A 25,770-nucleotide genomic window follows, 5' to 3' on the forward strand; every position below is an offset into this window, starting at 1 on the left:
CCATGTTGAAGAACTTCTGGTACGCGGTCGAGTTCTCCGACCGGGTGACCGTCAAGCCGGCCCGGGTCACCGTGCTCGGCCAGCACCTGGCCCTCTACCGCACGCCGAAGGGCCGCCCGGTGGCGCTCTCCGACCTGTGCGTGCACCGCGGCGCGGCGCTGTCCGGCGGCTGGACCAAGGACGGCTGCATCGTGTGCCCGTATCACGGCTGGGAGTACGACGCCGACGGCCAGTGCACGAAGATCCCGGCGAACCTGCCCGGCCGCGCCATCCCGAAGAAGGCCCGCGTCGACTCGTACCCGGTGGCCGAGAAGTACGGCTTCGTCTGGGTGTACATGGGCGACCTGCCGGAGTCCGAGCGCCCGCCGATCCCGGTGTGGCCGGAGTTCGACGACCTGCAGGAGAACGGCGGCCGCTTCCGGGCGGTGACCGGCGAGTTCCTGTGGAAGGCGAACTACGAGCGCATCCTGGAGAACGGCTGCGACATCGCGCACGCGCCGTTCGTGCACGCGGGCGCGTTCGGCAACCCGGAGCGCCCCGAGGTCGCCGAGTACGAGTTGGAGACCCCCGACGAGTGGTCGGCGTTCGCGACGGTGGACCTGTACCCGCCGCGGCCGAAGGGCATCTGGGCCGCGCTGAACCGCAACAAGGGCGACCTGAACAACCGCCCGCCGGTGCGCACCTCGGCCGGCTGGATGCTGCCCAACATGATCAAGCTGCACGTGCGGCTGCCGATCGGCGAGCTGATCATCTACGACACCAACATCCCGGTCGACGAGACCACCACGCTGGTCAAGTGGGTCGCGCTGCGCACCTTCTTCACCGGCAAGTGGGCCGACAAGAACGCGATCAACCGCACGCTGAAGATCTTCTACGAGGACGCGGAGGTCGTGAACAAGGTGCGGCCCGAGCTGCTGCCCTTCGACCTGGGCGCGGAGCTGCACATCAAGAGCGACCTGATCGCGGTGCACTACCGCCGCCGCCGCCAGGAACTGGCCGAGAAGGGCTGGCTGCTGTCCGAGGAGGACAGCATCACCGGCGACGTGCCGCGCCGCACCGCGACCGTGATCGCGTCCCCGGCCCGCCGGGAGAACCCCGAGCTGGCCCGCGCCTGGGTGCACAAGGCCCGGGGCGAGCACCCGACCGTCCAGGCCGCCTGGGACGCGGCCGCCGCGGCCGAGTCCGAATCCACCCCTGAGGAGTGACCGTGAGCCTGCCCGCCGACCTGTGCGAGCGCACCCTGCAACGTATCCTCGCCCGCCATCCCGACCTGGTCGCGCAGGACACCCCACTGGCCGAGCTGACCAGCCCGATGTCGCCCGCCCCGGTCGGCTCGGTGCGGATCTTCCGGGGCGAGGCGGTGGCCAAGGTCGTGTACGTCGGCCTGGTCGTCCCGATGATCCACCTGGACAGCCACATGATCTTCGCGTTCACTCCCGAGGACTCGGCCGTCCCGCACTTCACCCTCGACTCGGTGTACGGCGGCTCATACCACGCCTTCCACCTGGACCTGATCCCCCGCGCCGACCTGGCCGTCAACCTGCCCTACCTGGACGCGGCCTTCCACCCGCTGACCCCCGTGTTCGAGGCCGCCTCGGCGACCGAGGGCCTGTCCCCGGCCGCGGTCGGCCCGCGCCAGCGCGCCGTCATGTCGCCCTGGATGCTGGTCAACCGCGCCACCGAGGAAGCCTTCGCGAGCATCGACGCGCACGTGAACGCGTACGCCGACCACTGGTCCACGCTGGTCGAGAAGGGCCTGCCCGCCCCGGACGGCGTCGACCTGGCGGCCCGGGACGCGGCGGTGCGCGGCAACATCTTCAGCCGCGACGTCGACCCGGTCTGGGCGCAGGTGTCCCGGCTGCTCGGCGACGCGACCACCGACGCGATCCGGGCCGAGCTGGTGGCCAATGGCTGAGCCCAGCGAGTGGCAGAAGCGCATCACCGGTGAGTGGCACGGCCGGCCGTCGCTGTTCGACGCCACCGGCACCTGGTGCGGATACGAGGACATCCGGCGCTCGTCGGTCTTCGAGAACGGCGTGACCACGTACTACATGGACGGCGGGCTCACCGGGGGCGGGCCGCTGGCCGGGCAGTTCCGGCTGGGCGCGCCGTTCGCGTTCGGGGTCGAGGACGCCGACGACGACCGGGTGTACACCGGGCCGGACTTCTACGGCACCGGCCAGCCCTACGGCTCGTTCGTCGACTCGCACTACTACGGCCCCGGCTGGCAGGTCGACCTGAACACCTGGAACCAGATCCTGCCCGACGGGCAGACCCAGGTGTACTCGTCCGTGCTCTACCAGGGCTGGTCCGTCGTCGGCTGCTTCAACGGCGTCTACACCCGCAGCACCGACCACGACGACAACCCCGCCACCCAGGCCCGGGTCACCGAGTTCCTGGCCGCCGAGACGCGCCGCGGCCCGGTCCCGCACATCATGCCCACCAAACAATCGGGGGCGTACGCGGGCAGCTGCGAACTCTGGGGCGCCGACCAGAAGCCGCGCGGCACCGTCGACGTGCGCATCGCCCTCGAACCGGTCGACCTGCTGCACACCCGCCGCACCCTGACCTGGTCCGGAGCCCTGAACCGCAGCGCCACGGCCTCGGCCCGGCGCGACGGCAACCGGCTGTTCCACGAGGGCCCCGACGCCTGGGGCAACGCGGTCGCCTTCGGTCGCGCCGCGTTCGGCTCCCTGCACTTCACGGATGTCACCAAGGTGAGGTACCGCGAGTTCATGATCGACGCCGAGCCCGGCATGTCGGCGGGCAGACGCCTCGCCGTCGTCTACGAGATCTTCCAGGGCAACGTGCTCGACAGCGTCCTGCACGGCCTCCTGGAGTGGGAGGACGCCGCGTGAGCACAGTCGTCGTCGTCACCGGTGGGACCAGGGGCATCGGGCTCGGGCTGGTGCGGGAGCTGGCCGCACGAGGTGCGCAGGTCGTCTACTGCGGACGGTCCGTCGACTCGGTCAAGCGGGCCGGCGAGCAGGTCCCGGCGGCGTACGGCGTGGTCGCCGACGTCACCGATCGCGAAGCGGTGCAGCGACTGTGGGACGCGGCCGTCGAGCGGCACGGGCGGGTCGACATCTGGATCAACAACGCGGGCATGTCCCCGGCCCGGCGCAAGCTGTGGGAACTCGACCCCGAAGCGCTCGACGCGACCGTGGACCTGAACCTGCGCGGCCTGCTGCACGCCAGTGCCGTCGCGCTGGCCGGGATGCGGGCCCAGGGCGCGGGCGCGCTGTGGAACATGGAGGGCTTCGGGTCCAACGGCATGCGCCGCCCCGGGCTCACCGTGTACGGCGCGACCAAGCGGGCCGTCACCTACACCACGGACAGCCTCGCCAAGGAGGTGGACGGCACCGGGGTGACCGTGCACCACCTGTCCCCCGGCATGGTCGTCACCGAACTGCTGACGCACGACTACACCCCGGAAGAACTGGCGCAGGCGAAGAAGGTCTTCAACATCCTGGCGGACCGGGTGGAGACCGTCACCCCGTGGCTGGCCGAAAAGGTGCTGGCCGGGGCGAAGAACGGGGCCCGGGTGGCGTGGCTGAGACAGGGCAAGGCGTTCTGGCGGTTCCTGACCGCGTTCCGCAAGCGTGACGTGTTCGGGGAGGACGCGTGAACACCAACGACTACCCGGTGATCCTGGCGCTGGAGGACTACGTCCCCACGCTGCTGGCGCTGGCCGGGTTCTGGCTGCTCGGCGGGGCGTCCGCCACGATCGACCGGCGGGCCGCCGCGGCCGGGCGGCTCGGGGGCGCGCTGATCGGGCTGGGCGGGGTGGCCAAGTCCACCTGGAAGCTCATCCTGTCCTCGTTCGGCCACGACCTGCGCTGGCTGGAGCAGTCGCTTTTCCCGCTGATGGCGGCCGGCGCGCTGCTGGTGCTGTGGTCGCTGCACACGACCCTGCGCGGGCGGCGCGCGCCGTGGTGGCCGTACGCCCTGGTGGGTGTGGGGGTCGCGGGGGCGGCGGTCGCATCGGGCGGCGTGCAGCCCGCGTTCGTCGCGGCCACCACCGGCGTCACGCTGATCAGCGTGCTCGGCGCGGTGCTGGCCGGCCGCCGCCGGGCCTGGGTCGCGGTCGTGCTCTTCGTGCTCGGCATCGTCGCCGTCACCTCGCTGGTGCCGCTGCGCAACCACCCCGAGCACGAGACGCTGGCCTTCCAATGGCTGGAGCAGGGCACCAACACCCTCGCCCAGGCCGTCTTCCTGACCGCCGCCCTGCTCACCGTCCGCGCGTCCCGCGCCGCCGGCCTTCGTCCTGTGGAGGTGCCCGCATGACCGACGCACTGGGGTGGCGGCGCAAGTTCGGGGTGATCGCGCCGTCGACGAACACGATCGTCGAGCCGGACTTCTACTCGATGACGGTGCCGGGGGTGACCGCGCACTTCTCGCGGATCCACATCCGCAACCAGGACCTGTCCGACGACGCGAACTTCGAGCACCTGCTGACGCAGATCCGCGACGAGATCGGAGCCGCCTGCGAGCGGGTGCTGACCTGCGAGCCCGACTACGTGGTCATGGGCATGTCGGCGGAGACGTTCTGGGGCGGGGTCGAGGGCAACCGCGAGTTCGTCCGCCAGATCAAGGCGATCACCGGGCTGGAGGTCGCCACCGGTGCCGAGGCCTGCGAGCGGGCTCTGAAGCTCTACGGGGCGCGGCGCATCGGCGTGGTCACGCCGTACCAGCCGGTCGGCGACCAGAACGTGGTGAAGTTCTTCAGCGAGATCGGTTTCGAGGTCACCGCGATCGAGGGCCTGAAGTGCCCGACGGCGGTCGCGATCGCGCACGTGACCGAGGACGAGCTGCGCGCGGCGATCCGCGAGGTCGACGGCCCGGACGTCGACGCGATCGTGCAGTGCGGCACGAACCTGTCCATGGTGCGGCTGGCCGATGAGGCGGAACGCTGGCTGGGCAAGCCCGTCATCGCGATCAACGCCGCGACCTGGTGGATGGCCCTGCGCGACAACGGCATCGACGACAAGGTCCACGGCGCGGGCTCCCTGCTCCGCGACCACTGACCCGCTCCGCCTTGCGATCGACGTCGGCCTACTACATCGACTCCGAGGCACGAAAACTCGACGTGATAGGCCAACGTCTATGAAAACGCGGCCCGCGAACGGGGTCAGCGGGGGCGGGGGGCGGTGACGGGGAGGGCCAGGCGGAGGGCGTCGGTCAGGTCGGCCGGACGGGAGACGCCGTCGGGGAGCGGGTCGGACCAGCCGGGGCCGGCGGCGGCGATGAGGGCCGGTCGGGGGCGGGCGGCCAGGACCGGGCTGAGCTGGGCCGGGTCGCCGGTCGCGGCGAACTGGGACCAGATGAACACGGCGGCGGGGCCGGTACGCCGTATCGCGTCGGCCAGGGCCAGCGGCGGGACGCGGGCGCCGAGCATGCGGCTGCCGCAGCCCTGCTCGGCCAGCGCGGCGGCCAGCGCCTCCAGCGGCAGCGTATGCTGCTCCTCGGCGGCGCAGGCCAGCAGCGTACGCGCGGCGGACGCGCCGAACGGCCGGGGCACCGTCCACAGCACCTCCAGGATGCAGCGGGACAGCAGGTGCTCCACCTCGATCATGTGGCCGTCCGGCTGCTGCCGCCGGGCCACCTCGACCAGCACCGGGCACAGCAGGTGGTCCCAGGCGTAGACGACGCCGCGGCCGCGTACGGCCGAGGCGATGGTCGACAGCATCGCGGGCATGTCCAGGCGCACCGCGGCGATGGTCAGCCCCCGCGCCGACGGGTCGGGCTCCGGGGCGAAGCGGGCCGCGGCGGGTTCGCCGGGCAGCCCGGCCAGCGCGATCCGGGCCGCCTCGTGCGCGGGCACACCCTCGGTGGTCAGCCGGCACATCACCTCGAGCCGGGCCACGTCGTCGGGGGTGTACCGGCGGTGCCGGTGCGCGACGTGCTCGCTCGGCCCGAGGCCGTACCGCTGGTGCCAGGTGCGCAGCGTGGTCACCGCGACACCGAGCCGCCGCGCGACGTCCCCGGCGCTGCGCCCCTGCCCGCCCACGCCGTCGATTCGCTCGCGGTGCTCGCTCATGGCGTCAGCCGCCGGTGATCCGGTGGGCGGCGAGCTTGCCTGAGATCAGCACCATCGGCACGCCGACGCCCGGGGTGGTGCCGGAGCCGGTGAAGACCACGTTGGGCAGCGCCGGGTGCAGGTTGCGCGGCCGGAACGGGCCCGACTGGGTCAGCGTGTGGGCGGCCGCGAACGGGGTGCCCGCGTCCATGCCCAGCTCGGCCCAGTCGGCCGGGGTGACGACGGTCCGGGTCTGCACCCCCGCCTTGAAGCCGGGGTAGCCGCGCGCTTCGAGCACGTCGATCAGCTCGTCGGCGTACCGGTCGGCGAGCCCGCCGCGCCAGTCCTGCTCCCCGGCGACCAGGTTCGGGACGGGCGCGAGCACGTAGTAGGTGTGCCGTCCGTCCGGGGCGACCGACGGGTCGGTGCGGCTGGGGTTGGTGACCAGCAGCGACGGATCGCTCATCAGCTCCCCCTTGCTGATCACCTCGTCGAAGGTGCGCCGCCACTTCCGTCCGAAGTGGATGTTGTGGTGACCGGCCTCGGTGTACTCGGCATCGGAGCCGACGTGCATGACCACGCAGGACGGCGAGTAGCGCAGCCGCCGGGGCTTCGAGCCGGGCAGCAGCGCGTGCGCGGCGGCGGTGTCCGGGTTGAGCACGACCGCGTCGGCGGGGATGCGCTCGCCGTCCGTGGTGATCACCGCGGTCGCCCGGCCGCCGCCGGTCTCGACGCGCAGCGCCTGGGTGCCGTAGCGCATGCGCACACCGTGCTTCTCGGCGGCGGCGGCCATGGCGGTCGGCAGCGCGTGCATGCCGCCGCGCGGGAAGTACACCCCGGCGACGGAGTCGAGGTAGGCGATGACGGTGTACACGGCCAGCGCCTTGTGCGGGGACAGGCCCGCGTACATCGCCTGGAACGAGAAGACCCGCCTGGTGCGGTCGTCCTTGAGGAAGGTGTCGATGCGGTTCTGCAGCCGCCCGAACGCGCCCGCCGCGACCAGCCGCAGCAGGTTCGCGGTGAGCAGGTCGCGCGGGCTGTCGAAGTTGCGCTCGATGAAGTCGTGCCGCTCCAGCTCCCACAGCCGGCGGGCGTAGTCGACGAAGCGCCGGTAGCCGTCGGCCTCGCGCGGGCCGCAGACCCGCGTGATCTCCTCGGCCATGCGTTCCGGGTCGGCGATCACGTCGAGTTTCGAACCGTCGGCGAACCAGGCCCGGTAGGCCGGGTCCAGCGGGGTGAGGGTGAGCCAGTCGGCCATCTCCTCGCCGACCGCGGCGAACGCCTCGGCGATCAGGTCGGGCATGGTCAGCACGGTCGGGCCGGTGTCGAAGGTGTAGCCGTCGCGGTCGAGCCGACCGGCCCGCCCGCCCGGCACGTCCTCACGTTCCAGCACGGTAACCTGCCGGCCCGCCCCGGCCAGGTGCAGCGCGCAGGCCAGCCCGCCCAGCCCTGCCCCCACCACGACCACGTGGTCGGTGTGTCCGGGAACCGTCCGCATGCGTGCGCTCCTTCCGGTCATGCCGCGCGCCAGGCTACGGCGGCGGCCAGTTCACCCAGCGCGGCGCGGACGGACTCGTCCAGCGGCGCGTCCGCGAGCGCGCCCTGCGCGTCGGCCACCCGCTCGGTGATCATGTCGCTGAGCCGCCGCGCGGCCCCGGTCGCGCGGACCACCTCGGCCAGCCGGGTCACGTCGGGCTGCTCGGCGGCGAGCAGTTTATCCAGCTCGGCATGCTGGGCCGCGTTCGCCAGAGCGCGGGCCAGCAGCAGGAGCATGGTCGGCTTGCCCAGGTCGTCGCCGACCGGTTTGCCGGTGACGGCGGGTTCGCCGTACAGGCCGAGCAGGTCGTCGCGCAGCTGGAACGCCTCGCCGACGGCCAGGCCGTAGCGGGTGTAGGCGCGTCCCAGCGGCCCGCGCGCGAACGCGGTGCCGGTGGCCCCGGCGAGCGCCGCGCCGTAGTGCAGCGGCCAGGTGGCGGTGTAACCGGCGGTCTTGAGGCGCGCGGTGCGCAGCGCCCGCTCCGGGGACCAGCTGCGCGCGTGGTCGCCGAGCACGTCCAGGAACTGCCCGGCGATGGCCTCGACCCGCATCCGGTCGTACGCGGCCCGCGCGCCCGCCAGCGCCGGAGCGGGCACCTTCGCCCGGCTCATCAGCCGGTCGGCCCAGACCAGGCACAGGTCGCCGACGAGGATCGCGCCGGAGTCGCCGAAGCGCTCGGCGTCGCCGCGCAGCCGCTGCCCGGCGTGTGCCGCGGCCAGCGCCCGGTGCGCGGTGGGGCGGCCCCGGCGGGTCGCCGAACGGTCCATCACGTCGTCGTGGACCAGGGCGAACGCGTGCAGCAGCTCCAGCGCGGCGAGCGCGGGCAGCACCGGCTGCACAGGCGCGGCCGGGCCGGCCACGCTGCGCCAGCCCCAGTAGGCGAACAGCGGCCGGATGCGCTTGCCCCCACCGAGCACCGCGTCGCGGGCGGCGGCCAGCAGCGGTTCGAGCGCGTGGTCGACGTCGAGCAGTGCCGCCGTCTCGGCGAGCACGAAGTCGCTGAGCGCTTGCTCGACTTGTTCGTGCAGGTCGACGGCGTGGTCTACCGACCCGGGACCCGCGGTCGGGGTAAAGGAAGGAGCGGTCGCGGAGAAGGTGTCGTTTGCCACGCGCTCAGATTAGCGTAGAGTCGAAGTTGCGTCGATTGTTGAGTCGATTTTTCCGAGGAGAGCCCCGTGGAGCCTGAACTCGCCGCCGCGTACGAGCGCTGCCGGCAGCTGCACCGCCGCCACGGCCGCACGTACTACCTGGCCACCCGCCTGCTCCCGGCCTGGAAGCGGCCGCACGTGCACGCGCTCTACGGCTTCACCCGCTACGCCGACGAGATCGTCGACAGCACCGACTACCTGCCGGACGGCGAGCGCGCCGCCCGGCTGCGCGAGTGGTCCGACCGTTTCGTGGCCGGCCTGCACGGGGCTGCCGTCGACGACCCGCTGCTGCCCGCCGTGCTGCACACCATCGAGCGCTTCGACATGGACCGCGCCGACTTCGCGTCGTTCCTGCGCAGCATGGCCATGGACCTGGAGGTCACCGAGTACGCCGACTACGACGACCTGCTCGGCTACATGGAGGGCAGCGCCGCGGTGATCGGCACGATGATGCTGCCGATCCTGGAACCGGCCGACGCCGAGGCCGCCCGCGAACCCGCCCGGCAGCTCGGCCTGGCCTTCCAGCTGACCAACTTCCTGCGCGACATCGGCGAGGACCTGCAGCGGGGGCGGATCTACCTGCCCCAGCGCGACCTGCGCACGTTCGGCGTCAGCCCGGCCGAGCTGCACCAGGCGGCGGCGCGCGGCACCGCCACCACTGCCATCCGGGAACTGGTCCGCTACGAGATCACCCGGGCCCGGGAGCACTACGCGGCAGCGGCCCCCGGCGTCACCATGCTCGCGCCGACCTCGCAGGCCTGCATCCGCACCGCGTTCCACCTGTACGGCGGCATCCTCGACGAGATCGAAAGGGCCGACCTCGACGTGTTCGCCCGCCGCGCGACAGTGCCCACCCATCGCCGGTTGCAGGTGGCCGCCCGCTGCCTGCTCACCCCCGCCGGCACCCCTGTCGCGACGCCCCGCGCGCCGGAGCGGGCGAGCTGATGGACGCGCTGCGCTACCTGCTGATCCTGGCCGCCTGCGTCGCCGTGACGCTGCCACTGGAGGCTGTGCTCGGCGCGCGCGTCTACCGGCAGCCGCGCCGCCTGGTGTCCACGCTGGCCCCGGTGGTGGCCGTGTTCGTGACCTGGGATCTGATCGCGACGGCCCGCGGCCACTGGTGGTTCTCCGACCGGTACACCACCGGCGTCACCGTCGCGGGCCTACCGTGGGAAGAGTGGCTGTTCTTCCTGGTCGTGCCGCTGTGCGCGCTGCTCACCTTCGAAGTGCTCGGCCAGGGCCCGCGGCTGCTCCGGCGTGCCGAGCGAGCCGGGCTGCTCGGCCGTGCCCGCCGTCCCGGCCGGTCGCTGCCGGGTGCCGCCGTTCCGTCGGGCCCGGCCGGGTCCCCCGTTCAGCCGGAAGCCACGGGTGGCCGACGTGGCCGCTGAGTACACCATCGCCGCCGTGGCGGCCCCGGTCGCCGTGGTGGCCCTGGAGCTCGCGGTGCTGCGCACCGGGCTGCTGCGCACGGCCCGGTACTGGCTGACGGTGGCGGTCTCGCTGGCCTTCATGGTGCCGGTCGACGGCTGGCTGACCCGGCCCGACGCGACCGTGGTGCACTACGCCGAGGAGCAGATCAGCGGCGTACGCGCGCCGTGGCACATCCCGGTCGAGGACTACGGGTTCGGCCTCGCCCTGATCACCCTGACCCTGCTGCTGTGGCAGCGGCAACGGCCGGCCGCCGACGGCGAGGCCCGGGATGCGTGACCCGGTGGCGGCGTTCCTGCGCCACGGCTTCACCTACCTGGTGCGCCGGGACCTGCGCGGGGTGTGGCTGCGCGGCGGGCTGCCCCGCGGGCCGTTCGTCTGGGCGGCCAACCACCACAGCTGGTGGGACCCGTTCGTCGCGTCCGTCGTGCTGGAGCGCTCGCGGCACCCCGCGTGCCTGCTCATGCAGCAGGACAACCTGGCCCGCTACCGGTTCGTGCGACGGGTCGGGGTGTTCGGCACCGCCGAGCCCCGCACCGGGCTGCGGCACCTGGCCGACGGCCGCACCCTGGTCATCTACCCCGAGGGCGAGCTGCGCCCCGCCGGGCCGCCCGGCCCGCTGTCGCCCGGCGCCGCCTGGTACGCCCGCCAGGCGCGCGTGCCGCTGTACGCGGTCGCGGTCCGGGTCGTCATGCGCGGCCACACCAGGCCCGAGGCGTACGTCTCCTGCACCGAGGTGACCCGCCGCGGCAGCGACGGCCAGGTCACCGAGCGGCTCGCCGAGACCCTGGCCGCCGACCTGTCGGCCCTGGACGGCCAGCTCGCCGCCGCCGAGCCGCGCCGCCCGCTGGCCAGTTTCCGGCGGGTGCTCGCCGGGCGGCGCAGCGTCGACGAACAGATCGACACCGTGCAGAGGACCGCGCCATGGGCGTCCTGAGCACCGCCGTCGCGGGTTTCCACCTGGTCAAGACGGCCGGGCTGCTGAGCAACGCGCACTCGTTCCCGGTGCTGGCCCGCGGCCAGTCCGCGCCGGGGCGGCCGCGCACGTCGCTGCTGGTGCCCGCCCGCGACGAGGCCGCGCGGCTGCCGTACACGCTGCCCGGCCTGCTCGCCCAGCCCGCCGAGGAGATCCTGGTCCTCGACGACGGCTCCACCGACGGCACCGCCGACGTCGTGGCGGGCTTCGCCGACCCGCGCCTGAGACTGATCACCGGCGCGCCCCGGCCGGAGGGCTGGATCGGCAAGAACTGGGCCTGCCACCAGCTCGCCCAGGCGGCCACCGGTGACCTGCTGGTCTACCTGGACGCGGACGTGACCCTGCGGCCCGGGGCGCTGGACGCGGTGTGGGCGCAGCAGCGCCGCCAGCGGGCCGGCGTGTTCTCGGTGTTCCCGCGCCAGCAGACCGGCACGCTGGGCGAGCGCTTCCTGGTCCCGCTGATCGACGAGAACCTGCTCGGCTTCCTGCCGTTCCAGCTGCTCGACCTGCCGATCCCGGCCGCCGCGGTGGCCAACGGACAGCTGCTGGCCTTCCGGCGCGCCGCGTACGAGCACCTCGGCGGGCACGCCGCGGTCGCCGGGGAGATCGTCGAGGACCTGGAGCTGGCCAGGCTCAGCCGCCGCAAGGGGCTCAAGCTCGGCCTCGCGCTGGGCGGCGACCTGGTGAGCACCCGCATGTACGACGACTACCGCAGCGCGGTGCGCGGGGTCGGCAAGAGCATGCGGGCCGCGCACAACGGCAGCGACGTGCTGCTCGCGGCGAGCTTCGCCGGGAACCTGGTCGCCTATACGGTGCCCTGGCTGCTGTGGCGGCGCGGCCCCGGCTGGCGGGTCGCCGCGGTGCTCGGCCTCGCCGAGCGGGTGCTGTCCAACGCCAAGACCGGGCGCGGGGCGTACGCCGAAGCCGCGCTGGTGCCGTTCACCGCGCCCGCCGCGCTGCCCGTCTACCTGACCGCGCTGCGCCGCACCGCGGTCTGGAAGGGACGGGAGTACCGGTGACGCTCCCCTCCCCTGCGGGCACGCCCCTGCTGGGCCACCTGTGGCGGTGGTCCACCGATCCGGTGCGGCTGCTGCGCGACGGGGCCCGCACCGGCGACGTGTTCCGGCTGCGGCTGTGGCGCACCGCCGTGGTCGGCTACACCCCGGACTGGAACCGGGCCGTGCTCGGCGACCTGGACACCTTCCGCAGCGTCGGCAGCCTCAGCGGCCTCACGCCGTATCTGTCCGCCGGGGTGGTCTACCAGGACAACCCGGAACACGACCCGCGCCGCCGCGAGCTGAACCCGCACTTCCACGCCCGTGCTCTGGGCCACCTGCTGGAACAGCTCGACCTGGTGGCGCGGGCAGACCTGCCCACCGGCCGGTTCGAGGCGCTGGGCTGGGCCAGCGGTGTGGTGCGCCGCATGCTCAACGCCGCGTTCTTCGCCAACACCATGCCCGACCGGCTGCTCGCCGACTTCCTGCACCCGCTGCAGCATCCCGCGCCCGGCCCGATGATCCCGCGCCCGCTGCTGTTCCGGCGGCTCGACGCCGCCATCGCGGCGATCCTCGCCGACCCGCCGCCGGGCAGCCTGGCCGAGGCCCTGTCCGGCCTGGACGACGCCGTCGCGGAGATCCGGGTCGGGCTCGCCGCCGGCTACGACACCACCGCGCACACCCTCGCCTGGGCCCTGTGGCACCTTGCCGGGGCACCCGAGTGGCGGCAGGCCGACACGCTCGGCCAGGTGCTCGACGAGACCCTGCGGCTGTATCCCGCCGGCTGGCTGGGCAGCCGCGTCACCTCCACCGACACCACCGCCACCGGCGTGCCCCTGCCCGCGGGCACGCTCGTGCTGTACTCCCCGCTGCTCACCCACCGCGACCCCCGGCTGTGGGACGACCCGGACACGTTCCGCCCCGACCGCTTCGACGGCGGGCGGCCCGCCTGGGGCTTCCTGCCGTTCAGCGCCGGGCGGCGCACCTGCCTGGGCGCGCACCTGGCCCGAGCCATGCTGCGCGCCGCCCTGCTGCCGTGGTGCGAGGCGAAACTCGTCCAGGCCGAGGGCGATCCTTCGCCGAGCGCCGCGATCGCGCTGCGCCCTCGCGGACCCCTGTGGCTCGAACGCCGCTGGTGACCTCCGCCCATCCCGGAAAGCGCATTCCGGATAGGACAAGGTAGCGACGCACGCCAACGCCCGTCAATGGCCTGTGCGAGGTCGAAAGCCCGAGCGCTGCAACAATCCTGCACACGTTGATCCATTGACTTCATCCCGTTCGGACTGCACCGTGTTAGGGAATGCGCTTTCCCGAAACGCCGGCGGAACGGGCCTCCCGCCGGATGTGACCGGGGCGCGTGGCTACTGACGCCCGACCGTTCCCGATCGGGCGGCTCCGGCTCGAGACGGCAGCCCGCGACCCCGACGATTCGGCACGGGCGCAGCCGCCGCCGGCTTCGAAGGCCCGATTCCAGGTCGCGACGGCACCGACGACCGCTCCACCTCGACCAGAGCACCCTTCCCGGTCGATCCGCGACCTGCCCGGCCACAGGCGACAGGCCCGAAGCCTGGCCGGCGCGCCGCGATCGACCATTCAGCGGCGATGACCCGCGCCCGAACACGAAAGCGAGACGAAGATGAAACGACCAGTCGTTGTGCGACTCTCGGCCGCGCTGGCCGGCACGGCCCTGGCGGCCGCGGTCGGTGTGGCGCTGCAGGCGCCCCAGGCGGCGGCCGCGACCGGCGGCGTCACCGGCTACGCCACCCAGAACGGCGGGACCACCGGCGGCGCGGGCGGCGCGACGGTGCAGGCCTCCACGGGCACCGCGATCCACGCGGCCCTGTGCAACCGGGCCAGCAGCAGCACCCCGATCATCATCCAGGTCTCCGGGACGATCAACCACGGCAACACCACCAAGGTGTCCGGCGACAGCTGCAACACCGCCGCCGACAAGATCGAGCTCAAGGAGATCAGCAACGTCACGATCATCGGGGTCGGCAGCGGCGCGATCTTCGACCAGCTGGGCATCCACATCAGGGACTCCAGCAACATCATCATCCAGAACGTGACCGTGCGGAACGTCAAGAAGTCGGGCTCGCCGCTGTCCAACGGCGGTGACGCCATCGGCTTGGAGAGCACCGTGCGCCGGGTCTGGGTCGACCACGTCACGCTGGAGGCGTCCGGCGGCGAGTCCGAGGGCTACGACGGCCTGTTCGACATGAAGGACGACGTCCAGTACGTGACCCTGTCCTACAGCATCCTGCGCAACTCCGGCCGCGGCGGCCTGATCGGCTCCAGCGAGAGCGACACCGGCAACGGCTTCATCACGTTCCACCACAACTACTACAGCAACATCGACTCGCGTACGCCGCTGCTGCGCGGCGGCATCGCGCACATCTACAACAACCACTACTCGGGCCTGGTCGAGTCCGGCATCAACTCGCGGGCCGGGGCACGCGCCAAGGTGGACAACAACTACTTCCAGAACTCCAAGGACGTGCTCGGCACGTTCTACACCAGCGAGGCCGGCTACTGGCAGGTCAGCGGCAACGTCTTCAACAACGTGACCTGGTCGAGCCCCGGCTCGGAGAACAACCCCGCCGGGCCGAACGTGGTGTCCAACACGACCGTCAGCATCCCGTACGCGTACACCCTGGACGCGGCGAGCTGCGTACCGAGCGTCGTGGCCGCCACGGCGGGCGCGAACAAGGGCCTGCAGGTGTCCAACGGCAGCTGCACGCCGGTGTCGCCGACCGCGGGCCCGAGCAGCCCCGCCCCGTCGGCCAGCCCGTCCCGCTCGACCGCGCCGCCGCCGTCGGCCAGCTCCTCGCCGAGCCCGCAGCCGTCGAGCAGCCCCAGCGGCACCAACCTCAGCCTCGCCTCCGACGCGGGCGCCGACGGCTCCAGCAAGGCCAGCGGCACCAGCTACGGCAACGTGAAGGACGGCAACCTGAGCACGTTCTGGTCGCCTTCCGGGTCGACCGGTGACATCTCGGTCAAGTGGAGCTCCGCCAAGACGGTGTCGCGAATCGTCATCCGCGAGGCGTCGGGTTCCGCGATCGGGTCCTGGCAGGTCCTCAACGGCGCGACCGGGGCCGTCCTGAAGTCGGGCAGCGGCTCGGGCACCATCACCTTCACCGCCACCTCGACCACGAAGGTCACCCTCCGGATCACCAGCTCGTCGGCCACCCCGAAGGTCGCCGAGTTCGAGACCTACGCCAGCTGACGTATGGACAAGGGGTGGGAGCCGTTCGGGCTCCCACCCCTGTCGTGTTCAGCCCGCGACGGCCCGGCGGCGGCGTGGCATGAGCAGCAGGAAACCGACGCCGGGCAGCAGCAGGGCGGTGCCGGCCAGCACGATCACCCAGTGCTCGTCCCCCGGCCCGGTCTTGGCCAGCGTCCCACCCGGCGAGGTCTGCGGCGCGGGTGAGCTGCCGCCGGACGTCCCGAACGAGATCTTCGTACTGGTGGCGTTGGCCTTGACGATGTCGTCCGAGGCCGACGACGGCAGGATCTGCGCCGCGATCACGCACTGGCGCTTGGTGCAGTCGAACGAGCCGAACTTCTTCGCCACCCGCAGCGTCACCGGGGGGATCTTCCCGCTGGCGTCGGCGTTGACGAACTGGGCCCCGCCCGCGAGGTTGCAGTCGGTCGGGCCCTTCACCTCGGCGATGCACTGCCCGATCGCGATCTGCTTGAGGTTCGCGGTGAACCCCGAGCCGTTGACCGTGATCGACGCGCCGTCACTCAGCCCGCTGGACTTGCTCAGCGTCAGCACCGGCTTCGCGGCCGCCGGTGACCCGATCATCGGCACGGACACCGCTAGGACGGCGAGGACCGCGACCGCACGTGCTCTCCACATGGAAACCTCCTTCAGACGGGGGCACCGGACCGGTGCACCGCGGCGGCATCGGTGCCGAGGTAGGCGGCGACCACGGCAGGATGGGCCCTGACCTGGTCGGGTGTGCCGTCGGCGACGACCCGGCCCGCGTCCATGGCGACCATCCGCCCCGCGAGCCGGGCCAGCAGCGGCAGGTCGTGCTCGATGACCAGCAGCGCCACGCCGAGCTCGCGGTTGACGCGCGACAGCAGCTCGGCCAGCGCGACGCCGTCGGCCTGCGACACCCCCGACGACGGTTCGTCGAGCAGCAGCAGGGACGGCTCCAGGGCCAGCAGGCAGGCCAGCTCGACGGTGCGCCGGGTGCCGGTGGACAGCTCCCCCACCTGGCGGTCGGCGTGCCCCGCGAGGCCGAACAGGTCGAGCAGGTCCCCGGCCAGCGCCTGCTGCCGCCGCTGCGGGCCGCGTCCGCCGAGCGCGGCGGTCAGCAGGCCGGTCGGCGCGAGGCGCTCCCCCGCGACCAGCAGCGATTCGCGTACGGTCAGCGTCGGGAACAGCCGCGCGTCCTGGAACGAGCGCACCAGGCCCAGCCCGGCCCGCCGCTGCGGGCTCAAGCCCGTCACGTCCCGCCCCGCGAAGGCGACCTGCCCCTGGTCGGGGCGGGTGAACCCGGCCAGGATCTCGAACAGCGTGGTCTTGCCGGCCCCGTTCGGGCCGATGATGCCGACCACCTCGCCCGGCCCCACCGCCAGATCGACCCCGCCGACGGCCTGCACCCCGCCGAACGCTCGCGCCACCCCACGCGCCTCCAGCAGCGGCCCCGGCCCAGCCACCAGCGGCGACGACCGCCGGGGCAGTGTCACGGCGGATGCGGCGGCAGAAGTCACGGCGGCAGCCGTGGCCGCCGTCACGGCGAGTACCGCCGCCGGGCCGGCGGGTGCCGTGGCGCGGGGTCCGGCGGTCGGCGAGAACGAGGCCGCCTGGATCGCGTTCACCGGGTCACCGGCCGGTCGCGGATGCCTGCGCGGCAACGGTTCCGGGGCGGGTCCGTCAGCCGGGCGCGGCTGGGCGGCCTGCCCTCCGCCGAGCGGCGGTCCGGCTGTCACCGGATCCGTCGCCGCCGCCCGGTCGCGGGCATGCCGTCCGCGCCGGCCGTCGCGGCCACCGGGCAGCCGGGCGACCAGGCGGGCCAGCGGCTCGCCGAGGCCGCCGGGCATCACCACGACGACGAGCAGCCAGCCCAGGGTCAGCGCGGCCTGGCCGAAGATGCCCAGCTCCACCAGGCCGGGCAGGCCGATCAGGAGCAGCGCGCCGAGGACCGCGCCGCCGAGCAGGCCGAGGCCGCCGACGACGGTCAGGGCGACCACGTCGATCCCGGCGGCGGCCGGGAAGCTGTTCACGGTGACCTGGGTCTGGCCGTGTCCGATGACGACGCCGCCGAGCCCGGCGAGCGCGCCCGCGGCGGCGTACACCTGGAGTTTGCGGCGCGGCGCGGGCACGCCCAGGGCGCGGGCCGCGTCCTCGTTGTCGCGCAGCGCCAGCACGACCCGGCCGAAACCGCCGGAGCGCAGCCGGTGCGCCAGCCACAGTGCGAGCCCCAGCATCAGCAGCGCGAACAGGTAGTAATCCTTCGCCAGCACGAGGGCGTAGCCGGTCCACACCGGTTTGGCGGCGCTGACCCCGTCGCCGAGCAGCCACGGCAGCCGCAGCAGCCACGCTTCGGCGGCCAGCGCGAACGCGAGCGTCGTCGCGGCCAGCGCGAGGCCGCGCAGCCGCAACGCGGGCAGGCCCACCAGCACCGCGGACCCGGCGGCGGCCGCGCACCCGGCCACCGCGCCGGTGAAGAAGTTCCCGGTCGCCGCCGCCACGTGCAGCGACACGGCCGCACCGATGCCGGCGAAGGCGAACTGGCCCAGCGACAGCTCCCCGGCCAGCCCGGTGACCAGCAGCACGGACAGCCCGACGACCGCGAACCCGGCCACGGTCGTGAGCGCGGAGGCGGTCTCGTTGGTGACCAGGTAGGCCGTGGCGGCGGCCGCCAGCAGCGCGAGCCCCGCCAGCACCCGTCCGGCCCGGGACGCGGGCGCGGGCACCGCGCGCGGCCAGCGCGCCTGCTCGCCGTCGCGGCGGCCGAGCTGCGGCTGGACCAGCAGCGCCACCAGGATGAACAGGGCCAGGGCCAGGGACACCCCGCCCCGGCCCGCGCCCATCGACAGCAGCACCTGCTCGCCGACCCCGACCGCGAGGCAGGCCGCGAACGCGATCGGCAGCGACGCCATCCGCGCCGCCACCGCCCCGGCGAGGCCGCGCAGCAGCAGCTCGGGCCCGAGGGTGTCGATCGACTGCGCACCCTGGGTGGGGGTGACCAGGGTCGCGGAGAACGCCGCGACGGCTCCGGCCAGCGCCCAGGCGAGTGTGGTCATACGCGCCGCCGGAATGCCGTTGAGCTGCGCGGTGTCCGGCGCGTCCGCTCCGGCGCGCACCGCCAGGCCGAACCGGGTACGCCGCAGGAACAGCGCCAGCCCGCCGAGCAGCAGCGGGGCCAGCAGCGCCATCGCCGTGAAGGCCGGCCCGATCGGGGTGCGCCCGAGCGTGAACGACGGCATACCGGGCGGCTTCGGAAACGTCAGGCCGTTCAGCCCCTGGCTGCTCACCAGCAGCGCGAGGATCAGCACGAACTGCGACAGCCCCAGCGTGGCGATCATGCCGGTGACCCCGGGACGGCCGCGCAGGCGGCGTACGACGGCGACCTCGATCAGCGCGGAGACGCCCGCGGACACGGCCATGGCCAGGGGGAACGCCACCCAGTACGGCACCCCGGCCCCGGTCACCAGCTGGCTGAGCACTGCCGCGCCGAAGACGCCGACCGAGCCGTGGGCGAAGTTGAGGAAGCGGCTGGACCGGTAGACCAGCACCAGGCCCACCGCCAGCAGGCCGTAGGTGAGGCCGGTGAACAGGCCGAGGACGATCGGGTCGATCATGCGTGGCCGCCCAGCATCAGCGACCGCACCAGCTCGGGCCGGTCGGCCAGGTCCCGCGGGCGATGCTCGGCCGCGATCGCGCCGCGTTCCATGAAGCAGATCCGGTCGACCAGCGACAGCGCCACGTTCACCGACTGCTCGACGACCAGCACGGACACGCCGGTCGCGTTCAGCCGACGCAGCATCTCCAGCAGGCCGCCGACCACGATCGGGGCCAGGCCGAGCGACAGCTCGTCGACGAGCAGCACGTGCGGTCGCTGGATCAGCGCCTTGGCGAGCACCAGCATCTGCCGCTCGCCGCCGGACAGGGTCGAGGCGGGCTGGTGCGCCCGCTGCGCCAGACGCGGGAACACCGTCAGCGCGGCCTCGACGGCTTCGCGGGCCTGGGCGGGCGGCATGGCGTACCCGTGCAGGCGCAGGTTGTCGAGCACGGACAGCGAACCGAACGCGGCCTGGCCGACCACGGTCGCCATGCCCAGCCGCACCCGCCGCACCGCGGAGACGCCGGTGATGTCCGCGCCGAACAGCTCGACCCGGCCCGCCGTCGGCCGGTGCAGGCCCGACAGCACCCGCAGCAGCGTGGACTTGCCCACCCCGTTGGGCCCGCACAGGCCCACCATCTCCCCGGGCGCGACCCGCAGGTCCACCCCGAACAGCACCTGCACCGGACCGTAGGAGCAGTCGATCCCGGTGGCCTTGAGCGCATCAGCCGGCAAAGCGTTTCTCCTCACCGCGATAGGTGAAACACGAGCAGCCCGGGTCGTACGCGAGCACCCGGTAGCCGTCGCCGGCCGCGCGCCGGTCGCCGCCGAGCAGCCCGCGGGTGCCCGCGGCCGGGGTGAACCGGTCCCCGAGCGCGGACGCCGCCTGCGCGAAAGCGGCCGCGTTGAGGTTCGCGCCTAGGTCCTTCGCGGCGGCGTGCAGCAGCAGTGCCGCGTCGCAGTAGGTGAACGCGACGCGGGCGTTCTCCCTGGTCTTGAAGCTCTGCCCGCCCTTGGCGAAGATGTCCAGGCAGGCCCGCTCGGCGTCGCCGCCAGGGAAGGGCAGCCTGCTGTCGGGCACGTCCTGGCTCGGGTTGAAGCCGATGCCGACCATGCCGTCGAGGGCCGCGACCGGGATCGTGCCCGGGTTGTTCACCAGGAACGCCGGGTTGTCGAAACTGGAGACGGCGTAGCGGGCGGTGTAGCTCTGCGCGGCCGCAGTGGTCAGGAAGAACGACGCCAGCCGCGCCCCGCCGAGGAACATCACCCGGGCGACGCCCCTGCTGCGGAAGTCGAGGACGGCCTGGTTGAGCCCGGCGTTCAGGGTGCCGAGGTCGGTGGTGTCGACCCAGGACACGGTCGGCGCGACGCCGAGCCGCTTCAGCTCGGGTTCGGCGAGCCGCTCGTAGACGGCCTTGTTGACCGGGGTGTCCGCGGCGACCACGCCGACCGCGTCCGCGCCGGTGAAGAAGCCTTCGCCCGCCAGCGACGACAGCAGCGCTTTCACGAACTCGTCATAGCCGGGATAGCTGGCCGACCACAGATACGGCGACAGCTTGGCGTACGTGGCGTCGTCGTTGGGGACCAGGGTCGCGTCCAGCATCAGCGTGCCGCGCGAGGCGTAGCAGGGGCGGGCGTTGGACTGGAACTGGCCGGTCAGCACCACCGCGAACGCCTGGTCGTCCTGGGTGATCTGGTTGCACAGCTTCTCCTCGGCGGCTGGGGAGTCGTTACTGGCCTCGTACGAGCGGAACACCGCCTGCAGCTTCCGCCCGGCGATGCCACCGTTCGCGTTGACGTGCTCCTCCAGCGCCTTGACCTGTGCGGGCAGGTCACCGGCGTCGGCGGTGCGGAAGCCGAGGCTGCTGCCGGTGGTGCCCAGGTCGACGCCGACGAAGACCACCTTCACGGTGCTGTCGGTGACGCCCGGCCCGGTGCCCGTCAGCGTCGCCGGCTGCCGCTGGTCGAGCGCGCCGGGCATGACGGCCGAGCAGCCGGTGAACGCCACCGCCGCCACCACCGCCGCGGCCGCGGCGCGCAGCGCCGTCGATCTGTCCACGGGTCACCCTCTTTCGCGAGTGGTCAGGTAGGCGTCGAGCGCGTCGAGGTCGACGACCGCGGCGGGCTGCCGCTGCTCGCGTTCCAGCAGGCGGCGCACCTCGTCGGGGGCGAGCTGCCCGCCCGCGAGGCGGCGCATGCGGCCCGCGCCGGGCGCGTCGTCGAAGACGAGGTACGCCCCGAGGTCCGGCACCCGCACCACGGCGGGCAGCAGCATCGGCCCGTCGGCGGCCAGGGCCGGACCGGCGGCACGGGCCCGACGACGGCGCACCAGCCGCCACACCCCGAACCCGATCAGCGCCAGCCCGATGACGTTGAGCAGCACCAGTCCCCACGGGTACGCCTGGTGCACCGCCTTGGCCTGCCCGAGCCCGCCCAGCTCGGCCGTCACCGGGTACGCCCCGAACGCCGCGAACGGGATGGTGACCGCGACCTCGTACGTGCGCGTCTCACCGGGGCGCAGCTCACCGGTGGGCGGGGTGGGCACGGCGTCCGCGCCGTTGCCCACGCGCACGGTCAGCGGAGCGCCGGTCAGCGTCTGCGATCCGGCGTTGCGCACGGTGTAGACCAGGGTCCGGTGCTGGGGCCCGCCGAACCAGGCCGACACCGACCCGCCGCCGGTGAGCCGGGCCTCGACCACGTCGAGTCTGGCCAGGGTCCGCGCCGGGGTCGGCACGGGCCCGGTCGGGTGGCCGGACACGTCGAGCGGGGTGTCCACGTGGCCGCTCTCGCCGGTGCCGACGGCCGCCGCGTGCACCACGCACGGGCAAGGCTTGGGCGGCTCGCCGACGGTCAGCACCACGGAGAACGTGCCGTCCGGCTTCACGGCGGTGGCCAGCGCGCCGCGCATGTCGCATGAGGACGAACCGCCGAGCGCCAGCTCTCCGCAGGTGACCAGCTGCACCAGCCGGCCCGCGGGCCAGTTCGCGCCGGTCACGCGCACGGTGTCGCCGGGCCGGGCCTTCGGCGCGGACAAGGTCACACTCCACCCGTCGGCGAGCGCCGGAACCGGGATCGACAGCAGAACTGCCGACCCGAGCAGCATCGCGACGATGCGACGGCTCATGCGACACCTCGCGGGCGCAGGCGGCGGGCCTGGCGGCGACGCCGGACCAGCAGGAACGCGATAGCGGCGAGCAGGGCGAGCACGCCCAGCGCGGGAAGGACGCCGGTGACGGTGGTGGTCGAGCCGGTGGCCCGCACGCCGCCCTCGGCGGTGGCGGTGACCGTGGTGGTGACGACGTCGACGGGCCACACGCCGCGCAGCGCCGCCCGCAGCCGGGTGCGCGCGCCGGGCACCAGGTCGAGCTGCGAGCCGGGCCCGGCGGCGGTGACGGTGTGGCCGAACAGGCCGGATGCGGTCACCGTGAGCTCCGGCACCAGGTGGATGTTGCCGGTGTTGGCGAGTGTGTAGGTCAGCTCGCCCGCATCGGCGGCGAGGTCCTCGACAGCCAGGCCGGGCACGGTCGGGCCGCTGACGCGCAGGTAGACGCGGGCCGCCACGGCGTGGGTGACGCCGACATTCATGCCGCCCTCGGCGAGCTGTCCGCTGGGCGTGGACTCGGCGGCGACGACGCCGCCGACGTGGTCGCCGGGCGGGGCGTTGGCCGGGACGGTGATGGTGAACGGGATGTCGGTCTGGCGTTTGGCGGGCACGACGACCTCGGCCAGGCCCAGCTGCGTCCACGCGCCGATCCCGCGCTGCCGCTCGGTCTGCGGGAGCAGCCCGAACCCGCCGTCGGCGCTGGTGTTGAAGGCGTCCGCGCCGTACAGGCGCAGGGTCATCGGGCGGTCGGTCAGGTTCGCCACGCGCACCGAGTCGATGACGGTGCGGCCGGGCGGCGACTCCAGGAAGAAGTACTGCCGCGGGGCGGGGCCGGGCTTGTCCGGCGGCGTCGGCACGACCGCCCAGCGCCCGTTGCCGGCGGCGTGGGCGGGGACCGGCGCCGTGACGGCGAGCAGTGCGGCGGCGAGCGCGACCGCGGCCGTACGCGACCAGATGGCCATCAGCCTCTCCCCGGGTGGTGGGATACAGGGGCCGGTGGGGACGGATAGCGCCCGCCCCCACCGGTTTCCGCGTCAGCTCAGCGTGATCGTGAGCGTGGCGGAGTACGAACCGGCCTGCTGGTGGGCGGGCACGGTCAGGGCGAGCGCCGCGGAGGCGTCGAAGCTGCCGCCGGTGCCCGCCGCGTCGGCCGGGGCCGAGCACAGCGTTGCGCCGTCGACCGGACCCGCCGTGCCCGCGGCCGCGGTGACGGCGTTGGTCGCGCCGGCGGTGCCGGTGCAGGCGGGGGTCCAGGACAGGTTGGCCTTCGGGATGGTGCCGCCCGGGGTGCCGGTGAAGTCGGTGAGCGTGCCGACCAGGCTCCAGCCGAAGGTGCTGCCGCGGTAGTCCGTCACCGTGATGACCGGCAGTGTTCCGGTGCTGGTGTGGACGGTGCCGTCGAGCGTGACGCCCGACAGCGCGATGTTGCCGCTGCCTGCCGCGCGGGCCATCGCGAGGTTGCCCGCGGTGACGGTCTGCGACAGGTTGTACGTCAGCGAGCAGGACCCGGTGGTCGCCGCGCCGGTCTTCGCGACGCAGGCGTCGGCCGAGGCCGCCCAGTTCGCGATGGCGAAGAGAGTGCTCGGGCCCACGCCCGACGACGCGCCGAGGTAGGCGGTCGCGGGGTCGTTGACGGTGTAGGTGGTGCTGATGCCGCCGGACGCCGAGGCCGTGATGCTCACCGGTGCGTCCCCGGTGGGGTTCGGCGGCGGGGGTCCGGCCAGCGCCTGGTAGCCCCGGATGGCCACGGTGCTGCCCGGGTTCCAGTTCGTGCCGGTCACCGCGACCGAGGTGCCCGCGCCGCCGCCACCGGGGTTGATGGCGATGGTGGGGGTGCCCAGGATGGTGATCGGCGCGACGACGGTGTTGACGCCGTCGGAGACCGCTACGCTGCGGACCCCGGTGGTGGCGCCCGCCGGCACGGCGATGGTGCCCGTTCCGGCTCCCGACCCGTCGGTGCTGCCCGTGCCGGAGCCTTCGCCCGTGCCCGCGCCCGCGCCGTCTTTGAGGGACGCGGTGAGCGTCGCGCCGGGCGCGAGGCCCGCCACCGCGAAGGTGACGGTGTTGCCCGCGCGGGCGTGCGTGGTGACGGTCTGCCCGGACACCGCGGTCACGGTGGCCGAGCCGTCGAACACGTTGAACGCCTCGACGATGGTGCTGGCCTGGGGCGCGGCCTTGTGGTCGCGGTCCCCGGCGTTGGAGCAGTACGTCGCCGCGGTGGTGTTGGCGAACTTCACCCGCGTCACCGTGGCGGTGGCCGCGCCGGCGTTCGGTCCGGCGACGAACGTGCCCGTCGCCGTGATCGCGCCGAGCGGCGTGTACGGATCCTTGGCCGACGTCGGGTACGGCGCCAGGTTCAGCGTGACCGTGCCCGACTGCGAGCCGCCGAGCGCCACCGTGGCGACCACCGGGACGTCGCCGGCGACCAACGGGGCGGGCCCGTTGAGCGGTCCGGCGGCGGCCGTGAGCGTGACCGTGACGGTCTGGCCCGGTGCCGGCGTGGCCGGTGACAGGGTCAGCCCGAACGTGTCGCTCCAGGTGGTCGGTGACGAGCCGGTGCCCGCGTCGCCGAAGTAGAGCCGGCAGCCCAGCGAATTCGCTGTCGGCCCGTACGCCTGGGCCGGTGCTTCGATGAGACCCAGCGCGGCGACGACAGCGATGCTGCTGGTGACGACCGCCCACTTACTTCGCATGGAACCTCCCTTCTCCTTCTTGTTTCGCTAGACGAAACAATGTTCTCGTCAGCGATACGTCAATGAAGTCAGCGGGGACCCGGCTTGTCAACCGTCCGACCGGAGATGTTTACGGACGGCCACTGGAAACCCTTGCACCATCAGGGCGGGGAGGTTTAGCTTTCCCACTGACGAAACGGTGTTCCCATCTACGAAACACCAGGGCGGCCCAGATGATCTCTGTGTTGATGGCGTCGATCGCGGCGTGCATGCTGATCCTGGCCGGGCTGGCGGTCCGCCGCCGCAGCACCGCCGGACCGGCCGCGATCCTCGTCGCCGTGATCTGCGTAGGCCTCGCCTACGACTGCGCAGCCGTCGCCGCCGGACGGCTGCTCGGCTTCGGCCCGGCCCTGGAAGCGGTCAACGCGCCGCGGTACTGGATCCACGCCGTCTTCACGCCGCTGCTCGTCGTCGCCGCCGCGGCGCTCGCCGCCCGGCTCGGCGTGACCTGGCTGCGGCGCAAGGCCGTACGCATCGCCGGAGGTGTCCTGGTCGCGGCCCTGATCGCGCTCGGTGTCGCCGCCGACGTCGTCGCGCTGCGCCTGGAACCGAAGGAGTACGCCGACACCCTGCGCTACGTCAACGCGGCCACCGCCGGACCACCGATCCCGGCGATCGTCACGATGCTCGTGGTCGTCGTGATCGGCGCGCTGGTGTGGCGCACGGCCCGGTTCCCCTGGCTCTGCCTGGGCGGGATAGCCATGTTCGCCGCCGCCGGGGCCGGAGCCGCGCACTTCTGGCTCGGCAACGCCGGCGAGCTGCTACTGCAGCTGGCGGTCCTCGCCACGGTCCTCCGCACTACCCGCCCGGCCCCCGACGCCGCGCGCTCCCAGCCGACCCAGGAGCCACTCCCGCAAACCTGACCTCCGGCGGGCGGAGACATCTCTCGCCGTGCGGCTACATCTTTTTTGATGTGGCCACATCAAAAAAGATGTAGCCGCACACAGGGACACCTGTCTGCGCCCGGCCTTGCGGAACGTCACACGGTGGCCACCTCGGCGCTGTGGACACTCGATGCCCGACACCGTTCGG

The 25,770-nt window shown here is 73.3% G+C and carries 24 protein-coding genes; 14 read left to right on the forward strand and 10 right to left on the reverse strand.

Going from position 1 to position 25,770, the window contains the following annotated elements; all coding sequences use genetic code 11:
- The first annotated feature begins 2 nt into the window (after nucleotides 1–2).
- From AB0B35_RS00955 to AB0B35_RS00980, 6 genes are read left to right on the forward strand one after another with little or no spacing between them, the layout of a single operon-like run.
- Entirely contained in the window at nucleotides 3–1,205 is a 1,203-nt protein-coding gene (locus AB0B35_RS00955; protein ID WP_361039116.1) for an aromatic ring-hydroxylating dioxygenase subunit alpha, read from the forward strand.
- Between the two features lie 2 nt (nucleotides 1,206–1,207).
- On the forward strand, nucleotides 1,208–1,915 hold the full coding sequence (locus AB0B35_RS00960) for a hypothetical protein (RefSeq protein WP_361039118.1): 708 nt from the start codon (nucleotides 1,208–1,210) through the stop codon (nucleotides 1,913–1,915).
- Nucleotides 1,908–2,858, forward strand: a complete 951-nt coding sequence (locus tag AB0B35_RS00965; protein WP_361039121.1) for a hypothetical protein — start codon at nucleotides 1,908–1,910, stop codon at nucleotides 2,856–2,858. Before AB0B35_RS00960 ends, AB0B35_RS00965 begins: the two co-directional genes overlap by 8 nt.
- Nucleotides 2,855–3,628, forward strand: a complete 774-nt coding sequence (locus AB0B35_RS00970) for an SDR family oxidoreductase (RefSeq protein ID WP_361039124.1) — start codon at nucleotides 2,855–2,857, stop codon at nucleotides 3,626–3,628. Before AB0B35_RS00965 ends, AB0B35_RS00970 begins: the two co-directional genes overlap by 4 nt.
- Nucleotides 3,625–4,287: a hypothetical protein gene (locus tag AB0B35_RS00975; RefSeq protein ID WP_361039127.1), complete on the forward strand. Its 663-nt coding sequence runs from the start codon at nucleotides 3,625–3,627 to the stop codon at nucleotides 4,285–4,287. Before AB0B35_RS00970 ends, AB0B35_RS00975 begins: the two co-directional genes overlap by 4 nt.
- Entirely contained in the window at nucleotides 4,284–5,027 is a 744-nt protein-coding gene (locus AB0B35_RS00980) for an arylmalonate decarboxylase (RefSeq protein WP_361039129.1), read from the forward strand. Before AB0B35_RS00975 ends, AB0B35_RS00980 begins: the two co-directional genes overlap by 4 nt.
- A 104-nt stretch (nucleotides 5,028–5,131) precedes the next feature.
- Here the strand turns inward: AB0B35_RS00980 and AB0B35_RS00985 are convergent, their stop codons facing one another.
- The 3 genes from AB0B35_RS00985 to AB0B35_RS00995 are packed head-to-tail and all read right to left on the reverse strand — an operon-like array spanning nucleotide 5,132 to nucleotide 8,665.
- Entirely contained in the window at nucleotides 5,132–6,040 is a 909-nt protein-coding gene (locus tag AB0B35_RS00985; RefSeq protein ID WP_361039132.1) for a MerR family transcriptional regulator, read from the reverse strand.
- A 4-nt stretch (nucleotides 6,041–6,044) separates the two neighbouring features.
- On the reverse strand, nucleotides 6,045–7,517 hold the full coding sequence (gene crtI, locus AB0B35_RS00990; protein WP_361039134.1) for a phytoene desaturase family protein: 1,473 nt from the start codon (nucleotides 7,515–7,517) through the stop codon (nucleotides 6,045–6,047).
- Between the two features lie 17 nt (nucleotides 7,518–7,534).
- Nucleotides 7,535–8,665, reverse strand: coding sequence for a polyprenyl synthetase family protein (locus AB0B35_RS00995; protein ID WP_361039137.1), 1,131 nt, complete (start codon nucleotides 8,663–8,665; stop codon nucleotides 7,535–7,537).
- A gap of 66 nt (nucleotides 8,666–8,731) precedes the next feature.
- Between AB0B35_RS00995 and AB0B35_RS01000 the strand changes: the two genes are divergently transcribed.
- The 7 genes from AB0B35_RS01000 to AB0B35_RS01030 all read left to right on the forward strand — a co-directional run bounded on the left by AB0B35_RS01000 (nucleotide 8,732) and on the right by AB0B35_RS01030 (nucleotide 15,329).
- On the forward strand, nucleotides 8,732–9,649 hold the full coding sequence (locus tag AB0B35_RS01000; RefSeq protein WP_360530276.1) for a phytoene/squalene synthase family protein: 918 nt from the start codon (nucleotides 8,732–8,734) through the stop codon (nucleotides 9,647–9,649).
- Nucleotides 9,649–10,092, forward strand: coding sequence for a lycopene cyclase domain-containing protein (locus tag AB0B35_RS01005; RefSeq protein ID WP_361039139.1), 444 nt, complete (start codon nucleotides 9,649–9,651; stop codon nucleotides 10,090–10,092). Before AB0B35_RS01000 ends, AB0B35_RS01005 begins: the two co-directional genes overlap by 1 nt.
- Nucleotides 10,082–10,411, forward strand: a complete 330-nt coding sequence (locus tag AB0B35_RS01010) for a lycopene cyclase domain-containing protein (RefSeq protein WP_361039141.1) — start codon at nucleotides 10,082–10,084, stop codon at nucleotides 10,409–10,411. The genes AB0B35_RS01005 and AB0B35_RS01010 overlap by 11 nt, the downstream gene beginning before the upstream one ends.
- On the forward strand, nucleotides 10,404–11,069 hold the full coding sequence (locus tag AB0B35_RS01015; RefSeq protein ID WP_361039143.1) for a lysophospholipid acyltransferase family protein: 666 nt from the start codon (nucleotides 10,404–10,406) through the stop codon (nucleotides 11,067–11,069). The genes AB0B35_RS01010 and AB0B35_RS01015 overlap by 8 nt, the downstream gene beginning before the upstream one ends.
- Nucleotides 11,057–12,127, forward strand: coding sequence for a glycosyltransferase family 2 protein (locus AB0B35_RS01020; protein ID WP_361039145.1), 1,071 nt, complete (start codon nucleotides 11,057–11,059; stop codon nucleotides 12,125–12,127). Before AB0B35_RS01015 ends, AB0B35_RS01020 begins: the two co-directional genes overlap by 13 nt.
- Nucleotides 12,124–13,242 (forward strand): cytochrome P450, encoded by a 1,119-nt coding sequence (locus AB0B35_RS01025; RefSeq protein ID WP_361039148.1) that lies wholly within the window; start codon nucleotides 12,124–12,126, stop codon nucleotides 13,240–13,242. Before AB0B35_RS01020 ends, AB0B35_RS01025 begins: the two co-directional genes overlap by 4 nt.
- Before the next feature lie 497 nt (nucleotides 13,243–13,739).
- Nucleotides 13,740–15,329: a pectate lyase gene (locus tag AB0B35_RS01030; RefSeq protein WP_361039151.1), complete on the forward strand. Its 1,590-nt coding sequence runs from the start codon at nucleotides 13,740–13,742 to the stop codon at nucleotides 15,327–15,329.
- 48 nt (nucleotides 15,330–15,377) lie between these two features.
- Here the strand turns inward: AB0B35_RS01030 and AB0B35_RS01035 are convergent, their stop codons facing one another.
- The 7 genes from AB0B35_RS01035 to AB0B35_RS01065 form a co-directional block, all read right to left on the reverse strand.
- Nucleotides 15,378–15,965: a neocarzinostatin apoprotein domain-containing protein gene (locus AB0B35_RS01035; RefSeq protein ID WP_361039153.1), complete on the reverse strand. Its 588-nt coding sequence runs from the start codon at nucleotides 15,963–15,965 to the stop codon at nucleotides 15,378–15,380.
- A gap of 11 nt (nucleotides 15,966–15,976) precedes the next feature.
- Nucleotides 15,977–18,922 carry an ATP-binding cassette domain-containing protein gene (locus tag AB0B35_RS01040; RefSeq protein ID WP_361039156.1) on the reverse strand — a complete coding sequence of 982 codons (2,946 nt, stop codon included), beginning with the start codon at nucleotides 18,920–18,922 and terminating at the stop codon, nucleotides 15,977–15,979.
- The gene (locus tag AB0B35_RS01045) at nucleotides 18,919–19,638 is read right to left on the reverse strand and encodes an ABC transporter ATP-binding protein (protein WP_361039159.1); all 720 of its coding nucleotides are present in this window, start codon (nucleotides 19,636–19,638) and stop codon (nucleotides 18,919–18,921) included. Before AB0B35_RS01045 ends, AB0B35_RS01040 begins: the two co-directional genes overlap by 4 nt.
- The gene (locus AB0B35_RS01050) at nucleotides 19,628–20,962 is read right to left on the reverse strand and encodes a hypothetical protein (RefSeq protein ID WP_361039161.1); all 1,335 of its coding nucleotides are present in this window, start codon (nucleotides 20,960–20,962) and stop codon (nucleotides 19,628–19,630) included. Before AB0B35_RS01050 ends, AB0B35_RS01045 begins: the two co-directional genes overlap by 11 nt.
- 3 nt (nucleotides 20,963–20,965) lie before the next feature.
- Nucleotides 20,966–22,027: a hypothetical protein gene (locus AB0B35_RS01055; RefSeq protein ID WP_361039163.1), complete on the reverse strand. Its 1,062-nt coding sequence runs from the start codon at nucleotides 22,025–22,027 to the stop codon at nucleotides 20,966–20,968.
- The gene (locus AB0B35_RS01060; protein WP_361039165.1) at nucleotides 22,024–22,968 is read right to left on the reverse strand and encodes a DUF916 domain-containing protein; all 945 of its coding nucleotides are present in this window, start codon (nucleotides 22,966–22,968) and stop codon (nucleotides 22,024–22,026) included. The genes AB0B35_RS01055 and AB0B35_RS01060 overlap by 4 nt, the downstream gene beginning before the upstream one ends.
- Before the next feature lie 72 nt (nucleotides 22,969–23,040).
- Nucleotides 23,041–24,699 (reverse strand): hypothetical protein, encoded by a 1,659-nt coding sequence (locus AB0B35_RS01065; RefSeq protein ID WP_361039167.1) that lies wholly within the window; start codon nucleotides 24,697–24,699, stop codon nucleotides 23,041–23,043.
- Nucleotides 24,700–24,911: 212 nt separating this feature from the next.
- On the opposite strand from AB0B35_RS01065, the gene AB0B35_RS01070 reads away from it, so the two are divergent.
- Nucleotides 24,912–25,601: a hypothetical protein gene (locus tag AB0B35_RS01070; protein WP_361039169.1), complete on the forward strand. Its 690-nt coding sequence runs from the start codon at nucleotides 24,912–24,914 to the stop codon at nucleotides 25,599–25,601.
- Nucleotides 25,602–25,770: the final 169 nt, after the last annotated feature.

Source organism: Catellatospora sp. NPDC049133, from assembly GCF_040648455.1.
Classification (GTDB): Bacteria; Actinomycetota; Actinomycetes; order Mycobacteriales; family Micromonosporaceae; genus Catellatospora; species Catellatospora aurea.

What these genes read in the sequence shown, in the direction of transcription:
- AB0B35_RS01035 (WP_361039153.1), bottom strand. Translation starts at nt 15,965, where the DNA reads ATGTGGAGAGCACGTGCGGTCGCGGTCCTCGCCGTCCTAGCGGTGTCC.
- crtI (WP_361039134.1), bottom strand. Translation starts at nt 7,517, where the DNA reads ATGCGGACGGTTCCCGGACACACCGACCACGTGGTCGTGGTGGGGGCA.
- AB0B35_RS01030 (WP_361039151.1), top strand. Translation starts at nt 13,740, where the DNA reads ATGAAACGACCAGTCGTTGTGCGACTCTCGGCCGCGCTGGCCGGCACG.
- AB0B35_RS01070 (WP_361039169.1), top strand. Translation starts at nt 24,912, where the DNA reads ATGATCTCTGTGTTGATGGCGTCGATCGCGGCGTGCATGCTGATCCTG.
- AB0B35_RS01020 (WP_361039145.1), top strand. Translation starts at nt 11,057, where the DNA reads ATGGGCGTCCTGAGCACCGCCGTCGCGGGTTTCCACCTGGTCAAGACG.
- AB0B35_RS01015 (WP_361039143.1), top strand. Translation starts at nt 10,404, where the DNA reads ATGCGTGACCCGGTGGCGGCGTTCCTGCGCCACGGCTTCACCTACCTG.
- AB0B35_RS01060 (WP_361039165.1), bottom strand. Translation starts at nt 22,968, where the DNA reads ATGGCCATCTGGTCGCGTACGGCCGCGGTCGCGCTCGCCGCCGCACTG.
- AB0B35_RS00965 (WP_361039121.1), top strand. Translation starts at nt 1,908, where the DNA reads ATGGCTGAGCCCAGCGAGTGGCAGAAGCGCATCACCGGTGAGTGGCAC.
- AB0B35_RS00980 (WP_361039129.1), top strand. Translation starts at nt 4,284, where the DNA reads ATGACCGACGCACTGGGGTGGCGGCGCAAGTTCGGGGTGATCGCGCCG.
- AB0B35_RS01040 (WP_361039156.1), bottom strand. Translation starts at nt 18,922, where the DNA reads ATGATCGACCCGATCGTCCTCGGCCTGTTCACCGGCCTCACCTACGGC.
- AB0B35_RS01065 (WP_361039167.1), bottom strand. Translation starts at nt 24,699, where the DNA reads ATGCGAAGTAAGTGGGCGGTCGTCACCAGCAGCATCGCTGTCGTCGCC.
- AB0B35_RS01055 (WP_361039163.1), bottom strand. Translation starts at nt 22,027, where the DNA reads ATGAGCCGTCGCATCGTCGCGATGCTGCTCGGGTCGGCAGTTCTGCTG.
- AB0B35_RS01005 (WP_361039139.1), top strand. Translation starts at nt 9,649, where the DNA reads ATGGACGCGCTGCGCTACCTGCTGATCCTGGCCGCCTGCGTCGCCGTG.
- AB0B35_RS00955 (WP_361039116.1), top strand. Translation starts at nt 3, where the DNA reads ATGTTGAAGAACTTCTGGTACGCGGTCGAGTTCTCCGACCGGGTGACC.
- AB0B35_RS00985 (WP_361039132.1), bottom strand. Translation starts at nt 6,040, where the DNA reads ATGAGCGAGCACCGCGAGCGAATCGACGGCGTGGGCGGGCAGGGGCGC.